Source organism: Caulobacter sp. SL161 (assembly GCF_026672375.1).
Classification (GTDB): domain Bacteria; phylum Pseudomonadota; class Alphaproteobacteria; order Caulobacterales; family Caulobacteraceae; genus Caulobacter.
This window is the reverse complement of sequence record NZ_JAPPRA010000001.1, coordinates 1694359-1716167: the sequence shown is the minus strand read 5'-3', so window position 1 is coordinate 1716167 and position 21809 is coordinate 1694359. Positions and strand designations below refer to the sequence as shown.

General features: G+C 67.2%; 23 protein-coding genes and 2 pseudogenes. 21 read left to right on the top strand and 4 right to left on the bottom strand.

The genetic code is table 11. The features are described from left to right. Positions 1-53: 53 nt before the first annotated feature. A complete protein-coding gene (locus tag OVA11_RS08330) occupies positions 54-914 on the top strand; it encodes an SDR family oxidoreductase (protein ID WP_268066992.1) in 861 nt (286 codons plus the stop codon). Positions 915-917: 3 nt separating this feature from the next. On the opposite strand, the gene OVA11_RS08325 is transcribed toward OVA11_RS08330, so the two are convergent. Next, positions 918-1790, bottom strand: a complete 873-nt coding sequence (locus OVA11_RS08325) for an alpha/beta hydrolase (protein WP_268066991.1) — start codon at positions 1788-1790, stop codon at positions 918-920. Positions 1791-1845: 55 nt separating this feature from the next. On the opposite strand from OVA11_RS08325, the gene OVA11_RS08320 reads away from it, so the two are divergent. Together OVA11_RS08320 and OVA11_RS08315 are read left to right on the top strand one after the other, a co-directional pair. After that, positions 1846-3018 (top strand): glycosyltransferase family 4 protein, encoded by a 1173-nt coding sequence (locus OVA11_RS08320; protein WP_268066990.1) that lies wholly within the window; start codon positions 1846-1848, stop codon positions 3016-3018. Beyond that, positions 3015-3986, top strand: coding sequence for a glycosyltransferase family 9 protein (locus OVA11_RS08315; RefSeq protein ID WP_268066989.1), 972 nt, complete (start codon positions 3015-3017; stop codon positions 3984-3986). The genes OVA11_RS08320 and OVA11_RS08315 overlap by 4 nt, the downstream gene beginning before the upstream one ends. 70 nt (positions 3987-4056) lie before the next feature. Here OVA11_RS08315 and OVA11_RS08310 read toward each other — a convergent pair whose 3' ends face one another. Continuing rightward, positions 4057-4656 carry a YitT family protein gene (locus OVA11_RS08310; RefSeq protein ID WP_268066988.1) on the bottom strand — a complete coding sequence of 200 codons (600 nt, stop codon included), beginning with the start codon at positions 4654-4656 and terminating at the stop codon, positions 4057-4059. A gap of 271 nt (positions 4657-4927) precedes the next feature. Between OVA11_RS08310 and infC the strand changes: the two genes are divergently transcribed. The 8 genes and pseudogenes from infC to pheT all read left to right on the top strand — a co-directional run bounded on the left by infC (position 4928) and on the right by pheT (position 12387). Beyond that, on the top strand, positions 4928-5449 hold the full coding sequence (infC, locus tag OVA11_RS08305) for a translation initiation factor IF-3 (RefSeq protein ID WP_010918933.1): 522 nt from the start codon (positions 4928-4930) through the stop codon (positions 5447-5449). 129 nt (positions 5450-5578) lie between these two features. Continuing rightward, positions 5579-5812, top strand: coding sequence for a hypothetical protein (locus tag OVA11_RS08300; RefSeq protein WP_268066987.1), 234 nt, complete (start codon positions 5579-5581; stop codon positions 5810-5812). Then, positions 5803-6624 (top strand): annotated as a pseudogene (locus OVA11_RS08295) (alpha/beta hydrolase family protein); the annotation flags it as partial. The gene OVA11_RS08300 and the pseudogene OVA11_RS08295, both read left to right, overlap by 10 nt. A 51-nt stretch (positions 6625-6675) precedes the next feature. Continuing rightward, complete coding sequence (locus OVA11_RS08290) at positions 6676-7866, top strand: MFS transporter (RefSeq protein WP_268066986.1); 1191 nt, start codon at positions 6676-6678, stop codon at positions 7864-7866. Positions 7867-7987: 121 nt separating this feature from the next. Then, positions 7988-8188 carry a 50S ribosomal protein L35 gene (gene rpmI / locus OVA11_RS08285; RefSeq protein ID WP_010918930.1) on the top strand — a complete coding sequence of 67 codons (201 nt, stop codon included), beginning with the start codon at positions 7988-7990 and terminating at the stop codon, positions 8186-8188. Positions 8189-8203: 15 nt separating this feature from the next. Then, positions 8204-8560 carry a 50S ribosomal protein L20 gene (gene rplT, locus OVA11_RS08280; RefSeq protein WP_010918929.1) on the top strand — a complete coding sequence of 119 codons (357 nt, stop codon included), beginning with the start codon at positions 8204-8206 and terminating at the stop codon, positions 8558-8560. A gap of 227 nt (positions 8561-8787) precedes the next feature. Further along, a complete protein-coding gene (gene pheS / locus OVA11_RS08275; RefSeq protein WP_268066985.1) occupies positions 8788-9861 on the top strand; it encodes a phenylalanine--tRNA ligase subunit alpha in 1074 nt (357 codons plus the stop codon). A 126-nt stretch (positions 9862-9987) separates the two neighbouring features. Beyond that, positions 9988-12387 (top strand): phenylalanine--tRNA ligase subunit beta, encoded by a 2400-nt coding sequence (gene pheT / locus OVA11_RS08270; RefSeq protein WP_268066984.1) that lies wholly within the window; start codon positions 9988-9990, stop codon positions 12385-12387. A gap of 6 nt (positions 12388-12393) precedes the next feature. On the opposite strand, the pseudogene OVA11_RS08265 reads toward pheT, so the two are convergent. After that, a pseudogene (locus OVA11_RS08265) lies at positions 12394-12498 on the bottom strand (hypothetical protein); the annotation flags it as partial. Positions 12499-12649: 151 nt separating this feature from the next. On the opposite strand from OVA11_RS08265, the gene OVA11_RS08260 reads away from it, so the two are divergent. From OVA11_RS08260 to OVA11_RS08230, 7 genes are all read left to right on the top strand, one after another. Next, positions 12650-12799 (top strand): hypothetical protein, encoded by a 150-nt coding sequence (locus OVA11_RS08260; RefSeq protein ID WP_024265662.1) that lies wholly within the window; start codon positions 12650-12652, stop codon positions 12797-12799. Positions 12800-12925: 126 nt separating this feature from the next. Next, positions 12926-13222, top strand: a complete 297-nt coding sequence (locus tag OVA11_RS08255) for a hypothetical protein (RefSeq protein WP_268066983.1) — start codon at positions 12926-12928, stop codon at positions 13220-13222. Then, positions 13207-13509, top strand: coding sequence for a hypothetical protein (locus OVA11_RS08250; RefSeq protein WP_268066982.1), 303 nt, complete (start codon positions 13207-13209; stop codon positions 13507-13509). Before OVA11_RS08255 ends, OVA11_RS08250 begins: the two co-directional genes overlap by 16 nt. A gap of 53 nt (positions 13510-13562) precedes the next feature. After that, positions 13563-14153, top strand: coding sequence for a peptide-methionine (S)-S-oxide reductase MsrA (msrA, locus tag OVA11_RS08245; protein ID WP_268066981.1), 591 nt, complete (start codon positions 13563-13565; stop codon positions 14151-14153). A gap of 418 nt (positions 14154-14571) precedes the next feature. Continuing rightward, positions 14572-15942: a DUF4139 domain-containing protein gene (locus OVA11_RS08240; protein WP_268066980.1), complete on the top strand. Its 1371-nt coding sequence runs from the start codon at positions 14572-14574 to the stop codon at positions 15940-15942. Next, positions 15936-17630 (top strand): DUF4139 domain-containing protein, encoded by a 1695-nt coding sequence (locus tag OVA11_RS08235; RefSeq protein WP_268066979.1) that lies wholly within the window; start codon positions 15936-15938, stop codon positions 17628-17630. Before OVA11_RS08240 ends, OVA11_RS08235 begins: the two co-directional genes overlap by 7 nt. Before the next feature lie 48 nt (positions 17631-17678). Next, a complete protein-coding gene (locus OVA11_RS08230) occupies positions 17679-18206 on the top strand; it encodes a TIGR00645 family protein (RefSeq protein WP_268066978.1) in 528 nt (175 codons plus the stop codon). A 41-nt stretch (positions 18207-18247) separates the two neighbouring features. Here OVA11_RS08230 and OVA11_RS08225 read toward each other — a convergent pair whose 3' ends face one another. Next, positions 18248-18964: a DUF1134 domain-containing protein gene (locus OVA11_RS08225; RefSeq protein WP_268066977.1), complete on the bottom strand. Its 717-nt coding sequence runs from the start codon at positions 18962-18964 to the stop codon at positions 18248-18250. A 162-nt stretch (positions 18965-19126) separates the two neighbouring features. Here OVA11_RS08225 and lepA point away from each other — a divergent pair, with 162 nt between their 5' ends. From lepA to OVA11_RS08210, 3 genes are all read left to right on the top strand, one after another. After that, positions 19127-20935, top strand: coding sequence for a translation elongation factor 4 (gene lepA / locus OVA11_RS08220; protein WP_268066976.1), 1809 nt, complete (start codon positions 19127-19129; stop codon positions 20933-20935). A gap of 210 nt (positions 20936-21145) precedes the next feature. After that, positions 21146-21430 carry a RebB family R body protein gene (locus OVA11_RS08215; RefSeq protein WP_268066975.1) on the top strand — a complete coding sequence of 95 codons (285 nt, stop codon included), beginning with the start codon at positions 21146-21148 and terminating at the stop codon, positions 21428-21430. A gap of 110 nt (positions 21431-21540) precedes the next feature. Continuing rightward, entirely contained in the window at positions 21541-21807 is a 267-nt protein-coding gene (locus OVA11_RS08210; protein WP_268066974.1) for a RebB family R body protein, read from the top strand. Positions 21808-21809 lie beyond the last annotated feature (2 nt).

Here is a 21809-nt window from a genome sequence, read left to right as displayed (position 1 = left end):
GGCCGGTTTCAGGCGGGTTTGAAGCTTGGATTTCTCGGGGTGGAGCGCCAGCGTTGCGTCTGTTCGTGTTTGGTCTGGGCTATGTCGGGGCGGCCTTCGCCGACGCCTTGCAGGAACGCGGCTGGGACATCGCCGCCTCGGCGCGTGACCCCGGTCAGGCCCAGGCGCTGCGCGACAAGGGAATCACCCCCGCCGATCCGGCCGACCGCGACGCTATGATCGCCGCGCTCGCCGGTGTGAACGCGATCCTCATCACCGCCCCGCCCGGTCCTGACGGCTGCCCGGCGCTGGAGTCGATCGTCCCAGCCCTGGCCCAGGCCCAGGCCTATCCCGACTGGATCGGCTATCTGTCGACGACCGGGGTCTATGGAGACTTCGAGGGCCGCTGGGTGTTCGAGACCTCGCCCCTCAAGGCCCAGTCGGTCGAAGGCGCCCGCCGCGTCGGGGCCGAGCGCGACTGGCGCCAGGTCGGGCGCGGCATGGGCCTGACGGTGACCACCTTCCGCCTGCCGGGCATCTATGGTCCGGGCCGCAGCGCGCTGGACCGCCTGCGCGCCGGCGAAGGCCGCCGGATCGTCAAGCCGGGCCAGGTCTTCAGCCGCATCCATGTTGACGACATCGTCTCGGGCCTGCTGGCTTCGCTGGATCACCCGCGCGCAGGCGGGATCTACAATCTCGTCGACGACGAACCGGCCCCACCCCAGGACGTCATGGAGCACGCCGCCAGGCTGCTGGGCGTTCCGGTTCCGCCGGACCTGCCGTTCAACGAACTGGGCATGTCGCCGGCGACCCGGCGGTTCTACGCCGAGAACAAGCGGGTCTCGAACGCGCGAGCCAAGGCCGAACTGGGCTGGCGGCCCAAATATCCGACCTATCGCGAAGGTCTGGCGGCGATCCTGAAGGCCCGTGGTTAGGGGCTACTCGTCGTCGATCGGCAGCGGACGCGGCGCGATGCCGGTCGCTTCCAGCCCCGCCGCGTTGCGCAGCCGCGCCGCGCGCGCCAGGCGGCGGGAGACGAGGTCCCCCTCTTCCGGCTCGGCCAGGCCCTTGGCCTCGGAAACGGCGGCGACCAGGCGCTCCAGGTCCTGCGGACGCGACAGCCGGTGGTCGCCGTCCTTGATCAGGCTGAACACCACATTGTCCGAGGTCAGGGCGTTGGCCAGCTCCAAGGCGTGAGTCCAAGGCACGTCAGGATCCGCTCCGCCCTGCAGGATGCGCACCGGAACATCGATCGGCACGGGTCCGGGCAGGATCGACCACCGCGCGCCGTCCTCCAGGAGATCGCGGGTGATCGGATAGCCGCCGTCATCGTACTCGGAGGGGCGGATCCAGAAGCCGTCACGGGCGATCGCCGCCTTGGCCTCAGCGGACAGTTCGGGCCCCATCAGCTTCTCGGTGAAGTCGGGCGCGGGCGCGATCAGCACCATGGCCTTCACCCGGTCAGGCCGCGCGATGGCCGCCAGGCACGACAGCCAGCCGCCCATCGACGAGCCGACCAGCACCAGCGGCCCGTCTGTCAGTTCGTCGATCACCGCCAGCGCGTCGGCGCGCCAGCGGCTGATCGTGCCGTCCTGGAAGGCCCCGCCGGACTCGCCATGGCCGAAATAGTCGAACCGCAGATAGGAACCGCCCGTCGCCTTGGCCTGCTCGGCCAGCACCTCGGCCTTGGTCCCGGTCATGTCGGAATGGAAGCCGCCCAGCCACACGACCGTCGGCCCCTCGCCGTCCACCCGCCGCCAGGCCAGGGTCGATCCGTCTTCACGCGTCAGGGCGCCCCGGGATTCGGTCATGGCGTCGCCTTGATCCTTTCGCTAACAACGGGCGGTTATCGCCGTCGAGACTCGCGTGCCCGACCTACCCGCCCATTTCACATTGCTGCAAGTGACGCCGGAACTGGAAACCGGCGGCGCCGAACAGACGACGATTGATGTCGCCCACGCCGTGGTCGCGCAAGGCGGCAAGGCGCTGGTGGCCACCCGCGGCGGGCGCATGGCCGCGCGGCTGGAGGCCGACGGCGGACGTATGGCCCAGATGCCGGCGCAATCGAAGAACCCGCTGGTCATGCTGGGCAACGCCGCGCGGCTGATCGACCTGATCCGACGCGAGAAGGTCAGCCTGGTCCACGCCCGTTCCCGCGCCCCGGCGTTCAGCGCGCTGTGGGCCGCCCACGCCACCAAGGTTCCGTTCGTGGCCACCTATCACGGGGTCTACAACGCCAAGTCCGGCCTCAAGCGCTGGTACAATGCGGTGATGACCAAGGGCGCGGTGGTGATCGCCAACTCCGAATACACGCGCGAGCACGTCATCCGGGAGCACGGCGTTCCCGCCGACAAGGTGGTGGCCATCCCGCGCGGCGTCGACCTGTCGCGCTTCGAGCCCGACGTGGTGAGTGCTGATCGGATCGCGGCGCTGCGTCAGGCCTGGGGCGTTGCGCCGAACGAACGCCGCCTGAAGGTGCTGCTGGCCGGTCGCCTGACCCGCTGGAAGGGTCAGGGCCTGCTGGTCCAGGCGATGGCCCTGCTGACGGCGCGCGGAGAGGACAAGGTGCTGCTGCTGCTGGCCGGCGACGATCAGGGCCGCAAGGGCTATCGCGCCGAACTGGAAGCGGCGATCGCCCAGGCGGGTCTTGAGGACGCCGTCAAGCTGGTCGGTCATTGCGACGACATGCCGGCCGCCTATCTGCTGGCCGATCTCGCCATCGCCCCTTCGCTGGAGCCCGAAGCGTTCGGTCGCACGGCAGTGGAGCCGCAGGTCATGGGCCGGCCCGTCATGGCGGCCGACCATGGGGCCACCCGCGAGACCGTCGTACCGGGCGAGACGGGCTGGCTGGTCGCGCCCGGCGACGCCGAGGCCTGGGCCGCCGCCCTGCTCGAGGCCGTCGAGATCGGCGCTTCGGGCCGTCAATCCATGGGACGAGCCGCCCGCTTGCGTGCTCGACGGTTGTATTCAGTGGACGCGATGTGCGAAGCGACCCTCAAGGTCTATGCGCAGGTGTTGGGTTTGGAGCGTTCGTCTTGAGCAAGGAGATCAAGAAGGTCCTGGTCATCAAGCTTGGGGCGCTGGGCGATTTCGTCCTGGCCCTGGCCGCGATGCGCAAGATCCGCGAAGCCCACCCCAAGGCCAAGATCACCCTGCTGACCACCCCGCCCTTCGAGGCGCTGGCCAAGCTGAGCCCCTATTTCAACAGCGTCGAGACCGATGGTCGGCCGGAGGACTTCGGCCAGACCCTGGCCATGATCGGCCGCATCCGCAAGGCGCGCTACGACCGCATCTACGACCTGCAGACCAACAGCCGGACCAACTGGTACTTCCAGCTCTTGCGCCCGTTCCCGCCGCAGTGGAACGGAATCGCGGTGGGCTGCGCCCTGCCGCAGAAGGGCTCGGCCCGCCTCACCATGCACACGCTGGAGCGGCAGGCCGATCAGCTGCGCGCGGCGGGGATCTGGCCCGACGCCCCGACCGAGCCTGGCAGCGCGCCGCCGCCCGACCTGTCGTGGATCCTGCGCAAGCACAAGGAGCCGCGCCCCGTCGCCGGCGCCGCCGCGCCGCGCCCCTACGTCCTGTTCGTGCCGGGCGGCTCGGCACACCGGCTCGAGAAGCGCTGGCCGGTCGAGTGCTACGCTCAGCTGGGCTCGCTGCTAAAGGCCAAGGGCCTGGACATCGTCATCATCGGCGGTCCCCAGGAAAGCGCCATGGCGCGTCACATCCAGAAGGCCGTCGGCGGCGCGCGCGATCTCACCGGCCGCACTGACTTCGCCCAATTGGCCGTCCTGGGAGCCAAGGCGGCGCTGACCGTAGGCAACGACACGGGTCCGACGCACCTTCTTGCGGCCGCCGGCGCGCCGACCATCGCCCTGTTCTCCGACGCCTCGGATCCGGAGCTATGCGGGCCGCGCGGCCACGTGGCGGTGATCCGTTCGCCCGACCTCAAGGCCCTGCCCGTCAGCACCGTGGCCAGCGCGGCCATGGCGCTGCTGCCGCATTAGGGGACCCCAAACTTGTCATCCCGGGCGAAGCGCAGCGAAGAGCCGGGATGACATAGAAGGTTGAAGCCCCTCAATACCCCGCGTAACGCCCAGGCTTGTGGTTGGCGATGATCACCGCGCTGAGCGCCACGGCGCTGGCGATGGACAGCAGAAGCTTGTCGAAGCTGATCGTGAAGAACGCTGCGGTCACCACCACGCAGTCAGCCGCCATCTGCACCTTGCCGGCGCTGATCCCTCGGCGTTCCTGCAGGTACAGCGCCAGGACGCCGACCCCGCCGACGCTGGACCGGTGACGGGCCAGGGCCAGGATGCCCATGCCGATGATCGTGCCGCCGAAGACGGCCGAGAAGATCGGGTCGATGCCGCCGACCTTCAGCCAGTGCGGCATGCCCCAGGCTAGGCCCGCCAGCAGCAGGTTCGTCGCCAGCGTCTTGAAGGTGAACGCCCAGCCCAGGGTCCGCTGGGCCAGGACATAGAACGGCAGGTTCAGAACGAAGAAGATGATCCCGACCGGCCAGTCGCTCAGATACGAGATGATCAGGGCCACCCCCGCGACGCCGCCGGTCACAAGGCCCGCGGCCTTGAGCAGGGTCAGCCCTACGGCGATGAAGCTGGAGCCGATGAGGAGCGCATGGATGTCCTCCAGCGCAGAATGGCGATGTTCGGGCATGAGTCGGGCAAGCGTCTTGTTCAGGGAAAACTCGTCCCCGCCTCGCCGTTTCCATCCCGATTGGCCCGAATGATCGTCTGGCCTCGCCACGGGGCCAAAAAAACTGGACCCGCCGGCGTCTGTTTGACCGCCTTCGCTTGATACGGCGCGGCGGGCGCGTCATATATCAGGTTCTCGCGGCGCGCCCAGCGCGGCGCGAACGCGTTCAGCTATATTTGCAATTACCGCACGTCATACCAACAGCACCGGAGCCGCCCCTATTCGCCGTCCTATGCAAACGCCGCCCGTTAAAGACGGACCGCGTATCAACGATGAAATCCGTGTCCCCCGCGTCCTGCTGATCGACCAACACGGCGAAAAGCAAGGCGAGATGCCGACCGCGTCCGCTATGGAAGCGGCAGAGGAAGCCGGCCTGGACCTGGTGGAAATCGTTCCGAACGCCAATCCTCCCGTCTGCAAGATCCTGGACTACGGCAAGTTCAAATTCCAGGAGCAGAAGAAGAAGAACGAGGCGCGCAAGCGGCAGAAGGTGGTCGAGCTCAAGGAGATCAAGCTCCGCCCGAACATCGACAGCCACGACTACGATGTGAAGGCCAAGGCGATGCATCGCTTCTTCGAGGAAGGCGACAAGGTCAAGGTGACCCTGCGCTTCCGCGGTCGCGAAATGGCCCACCCCGAACTCGGCATGAAGCTGCTTCAGAAGGTCAAGGCCGACTTCGACGAGGTCGCCAAGGTCGAGTACGAGCCACGTATGGAAGGCCGCCAGATGATCATGATCCTGGCCCCGCGCTAGGCTTTCATCGCAATAGACACCGAAGCGCCCCGGCCCCACGGCCGGGGCGTTTTGCGTTTCAGCCAGAACGCGCTCTCTCGTCAGCCCCTCAACCCATGACAGTTTAATCAGGGGATTTCGGGGGCGCCTTTGTTCAAGTCGTTGCCAGCAGCCGTGGCTGCGCTTTGGTTTTTTGCGGCCGCCGCCGTGTCTGCGGCGGAAAAGCCGGACTTGGCGGTCTATGGCCGCCTGCCGCAGATCGAGGGAGTCACGATCTCGCCGGATGGGACCAAGCTGGCGGTCATCAGGACCGACGGCCAGGAGCGCGTTCTGGTCGTTCGCAAGCTGAACGGCGAACTGCTGGGCGGGGTTAAGGCGGCCTGACCGAGGCGGCGATCTCGCCGGTACGGCCGATCCGGTACAAGGCGGCCGACGGGCTTGAGATCAGCGGCTATCTGCCCCTGCCCAAGGGGCGGGATCCCAAGAACCTCCCCCTGATCGTGCTGCCGCATGGCGGTCCCGAAGGCCGCGACACGCCCGGGTTCGACGGGTGGAGTCAGGCCCTGGCCTCACGGGGCTATGCTGTCCTGCAACCCAACTTCCGGGGCTCGGAGGGGTTCGGCTGGAACTTCGTCAAGGCCGGGTTCGGCGAGAGGGGCAAGAAGATGCAGACCGACCTCTCGGATGGCGTCCGAGATCTCGTCAAGCAAGGGATCGTCGCCCCCAAGCGGGTCTGCATCGTCGGCGCGTCGTACGGCGGCTACGCAGCCCTGGCCGGCGCGACCCTGGATCCAGGCGTCTATCGCTGCGCGGTCTCGGTGGCAGGCCCCTCCGACCTCCGGAAGATGCTGCTGTCGGTACGCGAAGCCAACAATGGCGAGATGTCGGCGGCTCAACGCTACTGGCTGCGGTTCATGGGGGCCTACGGGATCAAGGACCCGGACCTGCAGGCCATTTCGCCGGCCAGGCTGGCTGACCGGGTCGAGATTCCCATCATGCTGATCCACGGCAAGGACGACACGGTGGTGCGCTACGACCAGAGCGTGGTGATGGCCGACGCCCTGCGCAAGGCCGGAAAGCCGGTCGAGTTCGTCACACTGGCCGGCGAGGATCACTGGCTTTCAAGCGGCGCGACGCGCCTGAAGATGCTGACCGACTCGGTGACCTTCGCCGAAAAGCACAATCCGCCGGATTGATGGTTTGTAGGGTCGCCAAGCTGAGACATCAGGCGTAAATCCCGCCGCCTGATGTCCGAGCCTGCCCACAGCAACCGCGCCCTGGCTGTCCTGCTCCTGGTTGTCTTCATCAACCTGGTGGGCTTTGGCGTGATCATTCCGCTGCTGCCGTTCTATGCGCGGTCGATGGACGCAGCGCCGTGGCAGGTGACGACGATGTTCGCCGCCTACAGCCTGGGACAGTTCTTCGGCGAGCCGTTCTGGGGGCGTCTCTCCGACCGGATCGGCCGGCGGCCGGTGCTGATCGTCACCATCATCGCCAACACCCTGGCCTATCTGGCCCTGGCCTTCGCGCCCAACATCTGGGTGGCGATGCTCATCCGCCTGTTCGGCGGCTTTGGCAGCGGCAACATCTCGACCATCCAGGGCTACATGGCCGACGTCACCCCGCCGGAAAAGCGCGCCGGGCGGATGGGCCTGCTGGGCGCGGCGTTCGGCGCGGGCTTCGTCATCGGCCCGGGCCTGGTGATGGTCATGCGACCAGGCGCCGGCGCCCTGGGCTACCAGCTGCCGCTGTTCCTGGCCGCCGCCATGGCCGGGACGGCCGCTCTGGGCGTCATCCTGTTCGTCAAGGAAAGTCGCGCGCCGTCGGCGCCCGGCGCGCCGCAGGCCCACCGGCTGGAGGCTCTGAGCCAGGCCGCCGCCCACCCGGTTCTCTCGCGCGTACTGCTGGTCACCCTGATCTCGACCGCCGCCTTCGCCGGCATGGAGGCGGTGTTCGGTCTCTATGCCGACACCCGCTTTGGCTGGACGGCCAGCCAGGTGGCCGCCTGTTTTGCGTTGATCGGGGTGATCGCCTCGATCGGCCAGGGCGTGCTGACCGGCCGCCTGGCCCGGCGCTTTGGCGAGGCGCGGGTGCTGACCGCCGGCCTGTCGATCATCGCCACGTCGCTGCTGATCACGCCGTTCATTTCCAAGCCCGCCCTGGCCGTAGTGGCGGTGGCGTGTACGGCGTTTGGCCAGTCTCTGGTGTTCCCTTGTGTCGGGGCCCTGATCTCGCGCGCGACCCCGCCTGATCGCCAGGGCCAGATGCTGGGCCTGAACATGGCGGCAGGGTCCCTGGCCCGGATCGGCGGCCCCCTGCTGGCCGGGCCGCTGTTTGGCCTGGCCATCGGCGGCCCCTACTGGTTCGGCGCGGCCCTGATGGTTCCGGCCATCGGCTTTGCGCTGGTCATCGTCCGCCGGACCAAGGTCGCGGCCTAAATGCTTGCCAGAACCGAGTCTTTCCTGTAGCTACGCCGCCTTTCCGGAACCGCCTGGCCAATTGGCATGCCATGGCGGTTCGTCATGCTTCTAGAGGACGGGGCGCAAGCTCCGACGCGAAATGCCGAAGTTGAAGACCAAGTCGGGCGCCAAGAAGCGCTTCAAACTGACCGCCACGGGCAAGCTGAAGGCCGGCGTCGCCGGCAAGCGCCACCGCCTGATCGGCCACAACGGCAAGTACATCCGCCAAAACCGCGGAACCAAGGTGATGAGCGAGGCCGACGCCAAGATCATCCGCACGTACCTGCCCTACGGCCTGTAAGAGGAGCGCTGACACATGGCTCGCGTTAAACGTGGCGTGGTTGCTCACGCCAAGCACAAGAAGGTTCTCGAGCAAGCCAAGGGCTTCTACGGGCGCCGCAAGAACACCATCCGTACGGCGAAGGCCGCGGTCGACAAGGCCGGCCAGTACGCCTACCGCGACCGCAAGGTGCGCAAGCGCGCCTTCCGTTCGCTGTGGATCCAGCGCATCAACGCCGGCGCCCGTCTGGAAGGTTTCACCTACTCGCAGTTTATCCACGGCCTGGACGTGGCGGGTATCGTCATGGACCGCAAGGTCCTGGCCGATATCGCGGGCAACGACCCGGCTGCGTTCAAGGCCATCGCCGACAAGGTTCGCGCCGCCCTGGCCTAAGGTCTTTTTGGGTCTTTGATCCAACCGATCTTGCAAAGCCCTCTGGCGCGAGCCGGAGGGCTTTTTGCTGTCCCAAATGCTGTCATCCCGGCCAAGCGCGAAGCGCGCCGAGCCGGGACCGCGGCAAGCGCTGGCGCTTCCGGTGGTCCCGGCTCTCCGCTCCTCTGCGGCCGGGATGACAATGGAAGTTCCAACAGTCACCAAAACCGCCTAGACGGATGCCCGTCATGACCGATCTCAACACTCTCGAAGCCGACGTGCTGGCCCAGGTGGCCGCCGCCTCGGATCTCCAAGCGCTCGACGCCGTCCGCGTAGCCGCCGTCGGCAAGACCGGCTCGGTCTCGGGCCTGCTGAAAACCCTGGGCGCGATGAGCCCCGAGGAGCGCAAGACCCAAGGCGCGGCGATCAACGCCCTGCGCGACAAGGTCCAGGACGCCATCACCCAGAAGAAGGCCGCCCTGGAGGCCGCCGAGCTGGACGCGCGCCTGGCCAGCGAGACGCTGGACCTGTCCCTGCCCGCGCCCTACCGCCGCAAGGGCTCGGTGCACCCGACCATGCAGACCATGGACGAGATGGTCGCCATCTTCGCCGAGATGGGCTTCGCCGTGGCCGAGGGCCCGGACATCGAGGACGACTTCCACAACTTCACGGCCCTGAACTTCCCCGAGAAGCACCCGGCCCGCGAGATGCACGACACCTTCTTCTTCAACCCGAAGGAGGATGGCGAGCGGATGCTTCTGCGCACCCACACCAGCCCCGTGCAGGTGCGGACCATGGTGTCGCAAAAGCCCCCGATCCGGATCATCGCGCCGGGCCGCACCTATCGCTGCGACAACGACGCCACCCACACCCCGGTGTTCCACCAGGTCGAGGGTCTGGTCATCGACAAGGGCATCCACATGGGCCACCTGAAGTGGACCCTGGAGACGTTCCTGGCGCGGTTCTTCGAGACCGACGCGGTCACCACCCAGTTCCGCCCGCACCACTTCCCGTTCACCGAACCCTCGGCCGAGATGGACGTGCAGTGCGACCGCTCCGGCGGCGAGATCAAGATCGGCCAGGGCACCAGCTGGCTCGAGATCCTGGGCTGCGGCATGGTTCACCCGAACGTCCTGCGCGCCTGCGGCATCGATCCGGACGAGTACCAGGGCTTCGCCTTCGGCATGGGCGTCGATCGCCTGGGCATGCTGAAGTACGGCATGCCGGACCTGCGCGACATGTGGTCGTCGGACGTCCGCTGGCTGTCGCACTACGGCTTCAGCGCCTTCGCCGCGCCGAACCCGGCCAGCGGCCTGAGCTAGTTTTTCATGTCATCCCGGCCGTAGCGACGACGTCGCGAAGAGCCGGGACCACCCCAGGCGCTTGCGCTCGCTGCGGTCCCGGATCGCCGCTGACGCGACGTCCGGGATGACAAAGAGGTACAGACCATGAAGTTCACCCTGTCCTGGCTCAAGGACCACCTTGAGACCACCGCCACCGTCCCCGAGATCGTCGCGGCCATGACCATGGCCGGGCTCGAGGTCGAGCACGTCACCGATCCGGCGACCAAGCTTAAGCCCTTCACGGTCTGCAAGATCGTCGAGGCCGCGCGCCACCCCAACGCCGATCGCCTGCAGGTCTGCCAGGTCGACACCGTCGACGGCCGCAAGGAGATCGTCTGCGGCGCGCCGAACGCGCGGGCGGGCCTGACCACCATCTACGCCCCGATCGGCGCCTATGTGCCCGGCCTGGATGTCACCCTGGTCGAGAAGCCGGTGCGCGGCGTCGTCTCGAACGGCATGCTCTGCTCGGCCGCCGAGCTGGAATACGCCAGCGAGAGCGACGGCATCATGGAGCTGCCCGACAGCCTCGCCGTCGGCGCGCCCGCCGTTGACGCCCTGGGCCTGGAAGCCGTCATCGACTTTGAAGTCACCCCCAACCGCCCCGACTGGCTGGGCGTCGCCGGCATCGCCCGCGATCTGGCCGCCGCCGGCGTCGGCACGCTGAAGGACCTGTCGATCGCGCCGGTCGCCGGAACCTTCCCCTGCCCGATCAGCGTCAAGGTCGACGGCGAGGCCTGCCCGGCCTTCGCCGGCCGCTACATTCGCGGCGTCAAGAACGGCCCCTCGCCCAAGTGGCTGCAGGACCGCCTGACCGCTATCGGTCTGCGCCCGATCAGCGCCCTCGTCGACGTCACCAACCTGATCGCCTACGACCGCGCCCGCCCGCTGCACGTCTATGACGTGGCCAAGCTGTCGGGGACGGAGATCTCGACGCGCCTCGGCCGTCATGGCGTCAACGGCGACGAGCATCTGATCGCCCTGGACGGCAAGACCTACGAGCTGACGCCGGATATGTGCGTGATCGCCGATGCGGGCGGTGAACGTCCGATCGGCCTGGGCGGCGTCATGGGCGGGGAGAGCACCGGCTGCTCGGACGACACCGTGGACGTCTTCATCGAGAGCGCCTGGTTCGAGCCGATCCGCATCGCCCAGACCGGCCGCACGACCGGCATCGCCAGCGACGCCCAGTACCGCTTCGCCCGCACCGTGGACACCGGCTCGCTGGTGGACGGGATCGAGCTGGCCACCAAGCTGATCCTGGAGCTGTGCGGCGGCGAGCCGTCAGAGGTTCTGTATGTCGGCGAGGTTCCGCCCGCGCCGAAGGGCTTCGCCTTCGATCCCGACTATGTCGGCCAGCTTTCCGGCCTGGCGGTGACGCCGGACAAGACCCACCAGATCCTGACGGCGCTGGGCTTTGACGTCGTGCTGGGCTCGCCCTGGACCGTGACGCCGCCGACCTTCCGCCGCGATGTGGAAGGCAAGGCCGACCTTGTAGAAGAAGTCGCGCGCATCGCCGGCTACGGCGCCCTGCCCTCGACGCCGCTGCCCGAGGTTCCGCGCGCCGTGGGCGGCATCCTGACCGCCAAGCAGGCCCGCGCCCGCGCCGCCCGTCGCGCCCTGGCCGCCGCCGGCTACGCCGAGGCCGTGACCTTCAGCTTCACCAACCGCAAGACCGCGCAGCTGTTCGGCGGCGGCCAGGACGTGCTCGTTTTGGCCAATCCGATCGCCTCGGAACTGGACTGCATGCGCCCGTCGCTGTTGCCCAACCTGATCGAAGCGGCCGGCCGCAACGCCCGCCAGGGCTTCCCGGACGCGGCCCTGTTCGAGATCGGTCCGACCTTCCACGGCGACAAGCCGGCCGACCAGCGCACCGTCGTCTCGGCGATCCTGGTCCCCAAGGCCCCGCGCGGCTGGGATAAGGCCGCGCAAGGCGATGTCTTCACGGTGAAAGCGGACCTGCTGGCCCTGCTGGAAGAGCTGGGCGCGCCCGTCGCCTCGCTGCAGACGGCGCAAGGGACCGCTTCGGCCTGGTGGCACCCGGGCCGCTCGGCGCGCCTGCAGCTGGGCCCCAAGGCGGTGATGGCCGAGTTTGGCGAAATCCACCCGGCGGTGCTCAAGGCCCTGGATGTGGCCGGCCCGGTCTATGGCTTCGAGATCACCCTGGAGGCGATCCCAGAGCCGAAGAAGAAGGCGATCAAGACCCGCCCGGCCTTCTCGCCCTCGGCCCTGATGCCGCTGACCCGCGACTTTGCGTTCCTGGTCGAGAAGGCCAAGGCAGCCGGCGATCTGGTGAAAGCCGCCGCCGGCGCCGACAAGGCGCTGATCACCGCCGCGCGCGTGTTCGACGTCTACGAGGGCCCCGGGGTGCCCGAGGGCTTCAAGTCGGTCGCGATCGAGATCGTGGTCCAGCCCCGCGAAGCCACCCTCACCGACGCCGACATCGAGGCCCTGTCGGCCAAGGTCGTCGCGGCGGCGGAAAAGGCCGGCGGCAAGCTGCGGGGTTAAACTTCAAATCCTCCCCCTAGCGGGGGAGGTGTCGGCGAAGCCGACGGAGGGGGAAGGGTTTGACAGCCGGCCACTTCCCCCTCCGGCCTTCGGCCGCCTCCCCCACTGGGGGGAGGATTGCTGCATTTCCAGGCGCCCTGCCTCACCAAGGGCAAAACCGTCCCTTGCCGCGACCGATCGCCTCTTTCGTCGGCAAGACCTTGCGTAACCGAAAACCCCGCGCTACCTGTAAGCTGCGCTAATCGGAAATCATCGCTTCCACATGCAATCGACCTTCGCCTTCGCCGCCTTCATGACCACCGGCCTTACCGCCGTGGCCGTGATGTCGTGCGCCGTGGCGATGTGGAACATGATTAATCAGATTAAAACCGTCCGAGTTCGAACGGGGCAAAATCGGCGCAAGCAGCGGTAGGAAACCCTACCAAACCCAAAGCCGAAGGATCGCAAGATCTCCAAAAAGCCCCGCTCCCACGAGCGGGGTTTTTTGTTGCGCGGTTCCTCGGTCCTCAAAGCCTCTCAAAGCCAAGGATCGACTTCAATGAGCTACCTGCCCTCTCCACCCGCCTTCCATAGCGACCCTGACGGCGTCACGGTTCACCAGCTGCTGCTGGCGGCCCAGGACGCGCCGAGCGCGCTGGACGCCGTCCGCCAGGGCCTGGCCGACAGCGGCGCGGAACTGTGCGGCCTGACGATGAAGCCCGTGGGCCAGATCGTCGAAGCCTCGCTGAAGGTGCGCCATCTGGGCGATCAGGCCGCCCGCCTGCTGGCCCGCGATCTGGCCGCCTGGCCCGGCGTCAATTCGGCCTCGGTCGAGCACCAGTGGTTCCGTCCGTGAGCGACCGCGTAGATCCGCTCAAACCGGAAGGCGGCGAGCTTGCATCCCTGCGTCGCCGCCTCTTCCTGGTCACCGCCGAGGACACGCCCGACGCCCTGATGCGGGTGCTGGGCGTGGCCTCTGTGCAGCAGGCCCGCCTGCGCGCCCTGTCCGCCGTTCCCGAGGGGCCGCACATGGCCATTCGTCTCGAGATCGACGACCAGGGCGATGACCGCGCTCAGGTGCTGGCCTCGCGGCTGGCGGCCTGTCCGTCGGTGCGCGGCGTCGGATTCGGCTGGCGGCAGTAACCGATCGACGTGCGCGTGCGTATCTAGAGGACGCAGACCTGCCGGAGACCCCGATGCGCCGCCTGATCGTCCTTTTCGCCGCCGCCCTCGCTGTCCTGGGCGCCACCGCTCCGGCCCTCGCCGCGCCCAAGACCGAGACCGCCGTCTTCGCCGGCGGCTGCTTCTGGTGCATGGAGCACGACATGCAGGGCGTGCCCGGCGTCCTAAAGGTCGAGAGCGGCTATACTGGCGGCCACCTGAAGAACCCGACCTATCGGGACGTCACCAGCGAGACCAGCGGTCATTACGAGGCCGTGCGCGTCACCTATGACCCGGCCAAGCTCGACTACGGGTTCCTGCTGTACCGCTACTGGAAACTGGTCGATCCCACCGACGACGGCGGCCAGTTCTGCGACCGGGGACCGTCCTACCGCCCGGCCGTGTTCGTCACGCCCGCCCAGCGCCCGATCGCCGAGAAGTCCCGCGCTGAGGCCGCCAAGCGCCTAAGGACCGGCACGATGAAGACGCAGATCCTGCCGGTGCAGACCTTCTACCTCGCCGAGGAATATCACCGCGACTACGCCAAGCGGAACAAGCTGAAATACTTCGCTTATCGCACCGGCTGCGGTCGCGACGCGCGTCTCAAGCAGGTGTGGGGCGGCTGAAACACCAGTCAGTAGCGGCTCCCTGAGACCTCCAATTCGTCCTGCATAATCGTGCTGCCGACCCAAAAAAGGAGATGGCACAATGCAAGACTTCGACTCTCAACATCACTTTTGGACGATCGACATTTCCAGCCGAGGCGTGCTTCGCACGCTTCGAAGCAGGAGCGACAGATCCGCGATCTTGCACTTCATCGAACCTTCGATCGACGTCGCGAAACGGCGGGCCGCCAATCAGGAGACGGGCAGTCTGAACCGGGGCTTCGGCCCCAATTGGCTAGAACCGATATTCCTTGGAGGCCCACCGTTTTCAAACCTTTGAGCCTGTGAGGCACGCGATGCTGCGTGGCCCACTCAACCCGGCCTAGACTTCGCCATACTCCCGTGTAGCTTACCTCTGTAAATACACGGGAGGACGTCGATGAACCGCCGCATGCTGCTGGCCTCGGCCGCGCTGCTACTCGCCCCGCTCACGGCCCAGGCGCAGGGCCGCGACGTCTCGGTCACCATCTACAATTCAAACCTCGCCCTGGTGGAGGACGCCCGCTCGCTGGACCTGAAGGCCGGGCGGCAGAAGCTGGAGTTCAAGGACGTCTCCGCCGCGATCCGGCCCGAGACGGTCAGCCTGTCGGCGCCCGGGGTGACGATCCTGGAGCAGAACTTCGACTATGATCTGCTGACGCCCGACAAGCTGATGGAAAAGGCGGTCGGCCAGCAGGTGAAGATCGTCCGCACCAATCCCGGCGACGGCAAGGAGACCACCGAGGTCGCCACCGTCCTGGCCGCCAACGAAGGCGTGGTGCTGAAGATCGGCGACCGCATCGAGGTTCTGCGCGACGACGGCGTTCCTACCCGCGTGATCTTCGACAAGGTGCCCGAGACGCTGCGCGCTCGCCCGACCCTGTCGGTGAGCGTCGAGGCCGCCGGCGCCGGGGCCCGGCAGGCCAAGCTCAGCTACCTGACCTCGGGCCTGTCGTGGAAGGCCGACTATGTCGCCCTGTTCGACGAGGCCAAGAGCACGATGGACCTGCAGGGCTGGATCACCCTGTCGAACAATTCCGGCACGCCGTTCGAGAACGCGCGGACCCAACTGGTGGCGGGCGACGTCAACCAGCTGAACGACGGCGGCTATCGTTCGAGCCGGTCGCCCGGCATGATCAGCGCCGGAACCGAAAGCGGCGTCGGCGAGCGCGTGGCCGACTACTACGTCTATCCCCTGCCCGAGCGCACCACGATCGCCTCCAACCAGAACAAGCAGGTCGGCTTCCTGTCGGCCCAGGGCGTCACCGCCAAGAAGGTCTATGAGGTCCGCGAGGGCTGGTTCACCAGCCAGGCCGAGCCCACCAAGGCCGTGGTCGCCATCCAGTTCAGCAACGCTCGCCTCGCGGGCCTGGGCAGCCAGCTGCCGATGGGCACGATGCGGGTCTATATGCGCGACGCCGCCGGCGATCCGAAGTTCGTCGGCGAAAACGCGATCGGCCACACCCCCGCCGGATCGGAGCTCTCCATCAAGACCGGCGAGGCCTTCGACGTCTCCAGCCAGGCGACCTTGGTGGCGGAGTCCCGCGTCTCCAAGCGCCTGACCCGCTACGAGATGAAGTACCTGCTGCGCAACGCCAAGGACCAGCCGGTGACGGTGGAGCTGCGTCAAGGAGGCCTTGGGCGTGACAGCACCGTCAAGGCCGAGAGCCTGAAGGGCCGCCGCATCGACGCCGGGACCCTGGGCTGGAGCGTCCCCGTGCCCGCCAATGGTGAAACCGTGCTGACCTTCACGGTCGAGACGGGGTGGTGATGAACAGATCCTCCCCCCGAGGGGGAGGTGTCGCCGCAGGCGACGGAGGGGGAAGACCTCTCCGCCCCGGCCACTTCCCCCTCCGTCCGCTCTGCGGACACCTCCCCCTTGGGGGGAGGATTTTGGCCCTCGCGCTCGGCTTCGCGCTCCCCGCCCACGCCGAGACCATCGCGTCGCGCGCGCCTGAGACCGTGGCGATCACCCTCTATCGCGACGGCGACGGACCGTTCCAGGCCATGTCGTCCTGGGCCCGTCAGCAGGCGCGCGACAAGGGCCTCGTTCTGGTCACCGAGACCCGCACGGTCGACCTGCCCGCCGGCCGCCACACGCTGCGGTTCGACGGCGTCGCTGAAGGCCTGATCCCGCAGAGCGCGGCGGTCGAGGGGCTGCCCGGCAAGGCGGTCGAGCGCAACTATGACTACGCCCTCTTGAGCCCCGGAACCCTGATCGAGCGCTCGCTGGGCCAGCCGATCAAGGTGGTGCGCACCAACCGTAAGACCGGCCGCCAGCAGACGGTCGACGCCACGCTGGTCCAGGGTCCCTCTGGCCTGATGGTTCGCACGGCCGAGGGCGTGGAAGCCCTGGGCTGCTCGGGCGGGCCGGAGCGTCTGGTGCTGGGGGCCGTCCCCGAGGGCCTGACCGACAAGCCCAGCCTCTCGACCATCGTCGAGGTCCCGGCGCCCACGCGGGCGAAACTGACGGTCTCGTACCTGGCGCTGGGCGTGAACTGGCAGGCCGACTATGTGGCGCGGATCCATCCGGACGGTCAGCGCCTGGACCTTACCGGCTGGCTGACCCTGGTGAACAGCGGCGGCAGCCGGTTCGCCGACGCCAAGACCCAGGCGGTGGCGGGAAAGCTGGCGCGCAGGCCCGTCCGCGTGGATAGGGGCGAGGCTCGATCCATTCACCGCGCCTGTTGGCCGATGGACACCACCCACTTCGGCCAGGCGCCGCCACCACCGCCGCCGCCGCCCCCGCCTCTGCCCATCCCCCCGGTGATGTCGGCCGCGCCGATGGCCCGGTTCGGCGCCGAGGAGATCATGGTCACCGGCGCGCGCGCCAAACTGGCCGAGCAGTCGAACCTGGGCGACTACAAGCTCTACACCCTGCCCGAGCCGGTCACCCTGAACGCCCGGCAGACCAAGCAGGTGGCCTTCCTGGACCAGAAGGACGTCGCCTTCCAGCGGCTCTACGCTGTCGCGATGGACAGCTATGACGGCTATGACCCGGCGGATGCGCCGTTGATCACGCCCGATGTCGTGCTGCGGCTTGAGAACAAGACCGCCAATGGCCTAGGCAAGCCCCTGCCCTCGGGCGCCTTGTCGGCGATCGAGACCGCTGCGGGCCGCCCGACCTTCGCCGGCGAGCAGGCGGTGCGGGACGTGGCGGTGGGAGAGCCTCTGGACCTCGTCATCGGCCGCGCCATGGACGTCCACGCCCGGCCGCGCCTCGTCGAGGAACGGACGCTGTCGAAAGGCCGTGTGCGCCGCACCTACGAGGTCGACCTCGCCAACGCCAAGACCGCGCCGATCACGGTAGAGATCCGTCACGATCCCGGCGCGCCGCAGTTCAAGGTCGTGGCCGAACCCCAGAAGCACGACATCCGGCAAGGTCAGGTGGCCTGGCGGGTCACGCTCCCGGCGGGCGAACGGCGGAGCTTCCGATATGCGGTGGCTTTCGCCCGCTAGATACCGTCATGCTGGCGCTCTAGAGGCAGGGGCGCATCGGAGGGCCACATGAAGAAACCTGTTCTGGAAACCTGGCTGGAACGCGGTCTGTTCGCGTCACGCTGGCTGATGGCGCCGTTCTATGTGGGCCTGGTCGTGGCCCTGGCGGCCCTGATGGTGGTGTTCTTCCAGGAGCTGTTCCAGGAGTTGCCGCGCGTTCCGTCGATGACGCCCGAAAGCGCCATCCTGATGGCGCTCACCCTGATCGACCTCTCTTTGGCGGCCAATCTGATGGTGATCGTCATCCTGTCCGGCTACGAGAACTTCGTCTCCAAGATCGACACCGCCAGCCACGAGGATCGCCCCGACTGGATGGGCACGGTCGACTTCTCGGGCCTGAAGATGAAGCTGATCGCCTCGATCGTGGCGATCTCGGCCATCGCCCTGCTCAAGGCGTTCCTGAAGCTGACCGAGCCCGGACAGACCGTGGACCAGGTGCGCCTGTTCTGGCTGGTGATGGTCCACCTGTCCTTCGTGGTGTCAGGCGTGCTGCTGGCCGTGATGGACTGGCTGAACGCCAAGGTCGCCAAGTCCTGAGGATCTGAGGCTCTCCCGCGCCGCAGGAGAGCCATCGCTCCTTAGAACGGCAGCCGGCGGCGCTGGCGGCTGTAGCCCAGATAGCCGACATTGGCGCCCAGACGCAGGCCGACGCCCGCGCGGATCGGGGCCAGGGTGATCTCGTCGGCCTTCTGATAGTTCACGCCGAGGCCGCCCACGAGGTAGGCGCTGCCCTCCACGCCCGGGAAGCGGCGGAAGATGGCGTCCGGATACTGCAGGTCATAGCACAGAGTGAAGACGCGGCTGGCGTTGCCGCCCCAGTCCCAGCCGATGGTCGGGCCCTGCCAGAAGACCTCCATGGTCGGACGCCCCTTCATGTACAGCAGGCCCCGGCCATAGCGCAGGCCGGCGATGAACGCGCCCGAGCCCTCTTCGCCGGCGATATAGGCGGTGGGCTGGCCCTTGTCCTTGAACACCTTCTCGATCGCTGCGCCCGCGCTCTCGGCCGTGACGCCCAGGAAGTCCGACGTGGCGCGGATCATCTCGTCGGCCGAGTAGGTCTGGACCCGGCCCGTATCATAGGTGGGCGTCATGCCGCTTGAGACCGGCGCGGCCTCCGGGGGCGGTGGCGGCGGCGCGTAGGTTTCCTGCGGCGCAGGCGGCGGCGCATTGGGATCGGTGATCGGCTGGGCGGGCGGCAATTGCTCGGAGGTGATGCGCTGGCGAGCCAGGGCCTCCGACGCGACGGTCGACAGGCCCAGGGCGGCGCTCGAGAGGATCAGCTTGCGACGGTCCATGTCAGGGCCTCCGGATGGAATTGTTTGCAACACAGTTGCAAGCCATTGCGTCCGGTTTGGGGCTCCAAACTTAACGCGCGGTTAAGCATAACCGCGCGCCAAGCCCCCACCGCGACCGCAACGCCCCTCGCGAAGCGGCGCAAATGTGATATGCGCACGCGCATGACTTCGACGCCTCTCGACAAGATCCGTAACTTTTCAATCGTGGCTCACATCGACCACGGCAAATCCACGCTCTCGGATCGGCTGATCCAGACGACCGGCGGCCTGACCGCGCGCGAGATGAGCGCCCAGGTCCTGGACAACATGGACATCGAGAAGGAGCGCGGCATCACCATCAAGGCGCAGACCGTGCGCCTGACCTACAAGGCCGCCGACGGCGAGACCTATATCCTCAACCTGATGGACACCCCCGGCCACGTCGACTTCGCCTATGAGGTCAGCCGGTCCCTGGCCGCCTGCGAAGGCTCGATCCTGGTCGTCGACGCCTCCCAGGGCGTCGAGGCCCAGACCCTGGCCAACGTCTACCAGGCCATCGACAACAACCACGAGATCGTCCCCGTCCTGAACAAGGTCGACCTGCCCGCCGCCGACGTCGACCGCGTCAAGGCGCAGATCGAGGACGTCATCGGCCTGGACGCCTCCGACGCCGTCGAGTGCTCGGCCAAGACGGGCCTGGGCATCCCCGAGGTGCTTGAAGCCATCGTCACCCGCCTGCCCCCGCCCAAGGGCGACCCGAACGCGCCGCTCAAAGCCCTGCTGGTCGACGCCTGGTACGACGCCTATCTGGGCGTCGTCGTGCTGGTGCGCATCTTCGACGGCAGCCTGAAGGCCGGCCAGCAGGTCCGCATGATGCAGACCGGCGCCACCCACCGCATCGACAAGGTCGGCGTCTTCACGCCCAAGGCCACCGACGTCGAGTATCTGGGCCCCGGCGAGGTCGGCTTCTTCACCGCCTCGATCAAGGAAGTGGCCGACGCCGCCGTCGGCGACACCATCACCGACGAGAAGAAGCCCACCGCCGAAGCCCTCAAGGGCTTCAAGGAAGTGGTCCCGGTGGTGTTCTGCGGCCTCTTCCCGGTCGACGCCGCCGACTTCGAGGACCTGCGCGCCGCCGTCGGCAAGCTGCGCCTCAACGACGCCAGCTTCACCTACGAGATGGAGAGCAGCGCCGCCCTGGGCTTCGGCTTCCGCTGCGGGTTCCTCGGCCTCCTCCACCTGGAGATCATCCAGGAACGCCTGTCCCGCGAGTTCGACCTTGATCTGATCGCGACCGCCCCCTCGGTGGTTTACAAGATCAAGCTGCGCAACGGCGAAGAGATCGAGCTGCACAACCCCGCCGACCTGCCCGACGTCATGCAGATCGAGGAGATCGCCGAGCCCTGGATCAAGGCCACGATCTTCACCCCGGACGAATACCTGGGCGGCGTCATCAAGCTGTGCCAGGACCGTCGCGGCATGCAGCGCGAGCTCTCCTATGTCGGCAGCCGCGCCATGGTCGTCTACGACCTGCCGCTGAACGAGGTCGTCTTCGACTTCTATGATCGCCTCAAGTCGATCTCGAAGGGCTATGCCAGCTTCGACTATCAGCTGGAGGACTACCGCGCCGGCGACCTCGTCAAGATGTCGATCCTGGTCAACAGCGAGCCCGTCGACGCCCTGTCGATGCTGGTCCACCGCAGCCGCGCCGAAAGCCGCGGCCGGGGCATGTGCGAGAAGATGAAGGAGCTCATCCCCCAGCACATGTTCGTCATCCCGATCCAGGCCGCCATCGGCGGTCGCATCATCGCCCGCGAAACCGTCCGGGCCCTGCGCAAGGACGTGACCGCCAAGTGCTACGGCGGCGACGCCAGCCGCAAGAAGAAGCTTCTGGAGAAACAGAAGGAAGGCAAGAAGCGGATGCGCCAGTTCGGCAAGGTCGAGATCCCGCAGGAAGCCTTCATCGCCGCCCTGAAGATGGACGAGGATTGATCGGGGCGGTCAGCGCCGGATCGTGGAGTTTTGAGCGCCCCCGCCGGGAGACTGGCGGGGGCGTTTTGTTGCCGCGTCGCCGGCTAAGCCCGCCCAGCAACGCCATTATTGCGAAAGCTGTGCAAAAAGGCACTTTCAGATTGTGGGATAACACCGTTAGCTGCGACAGCCGCGACCAAGACCTTCGGCGCGTTCCAAAGCGAGGACCCAATGGCCTATCCCACGGCGGTCAATAACCAAATCACCGACTCGGTTTCCCAAACGAATGTCAGCGTGCTTGCAGAAGCGCCCGCAATGGCGCTGGGGAGCCTGTATCAAGCAACAGCTCAAGCCCTGGCGAACGCAGCGCACAACGCGACGGCGGCGCAGCAGCAAGCCTACATCACCGCACAAGCCGCCACGACAATGGGCGTAGCAACGCTCTACTCACTCGATACCGGCGCCGCAGGCGCAGCGACGAAGGCCGTGCTGGCCGACACCCCGCAAGGCCTCTAGCGCCTGCTCAGCGCGATTGAGGCATTATTTCAATCGCTTAAATCAAACCGGAATCTCGGTTGCGCGGTTCCGCGCGTACGCGCGCATCCAGGAAGAGAAGGAGAAACACCATGGCTTTTCCGACCTCAGTCAACGACCAGATCACCGACGCGGTCTCCCAGGTCAATGTCAATGTCCTGGCGGACGCCCCGGCGGTTGCGATGGGGACCTTGTTTCAAGCGACAGCTCAGGCGCTGGCGAATGCCGCACACAACGCCACCAATAGCCAGCAACAGAACTATGTGACGGCTCAAGCCGCGACGACACAAGGCGTCGCAACGCTCTACTCGCTTACAACCGCGTCGAGCGGGATGGCGACCAAAAGCATACTCTCCTGAGG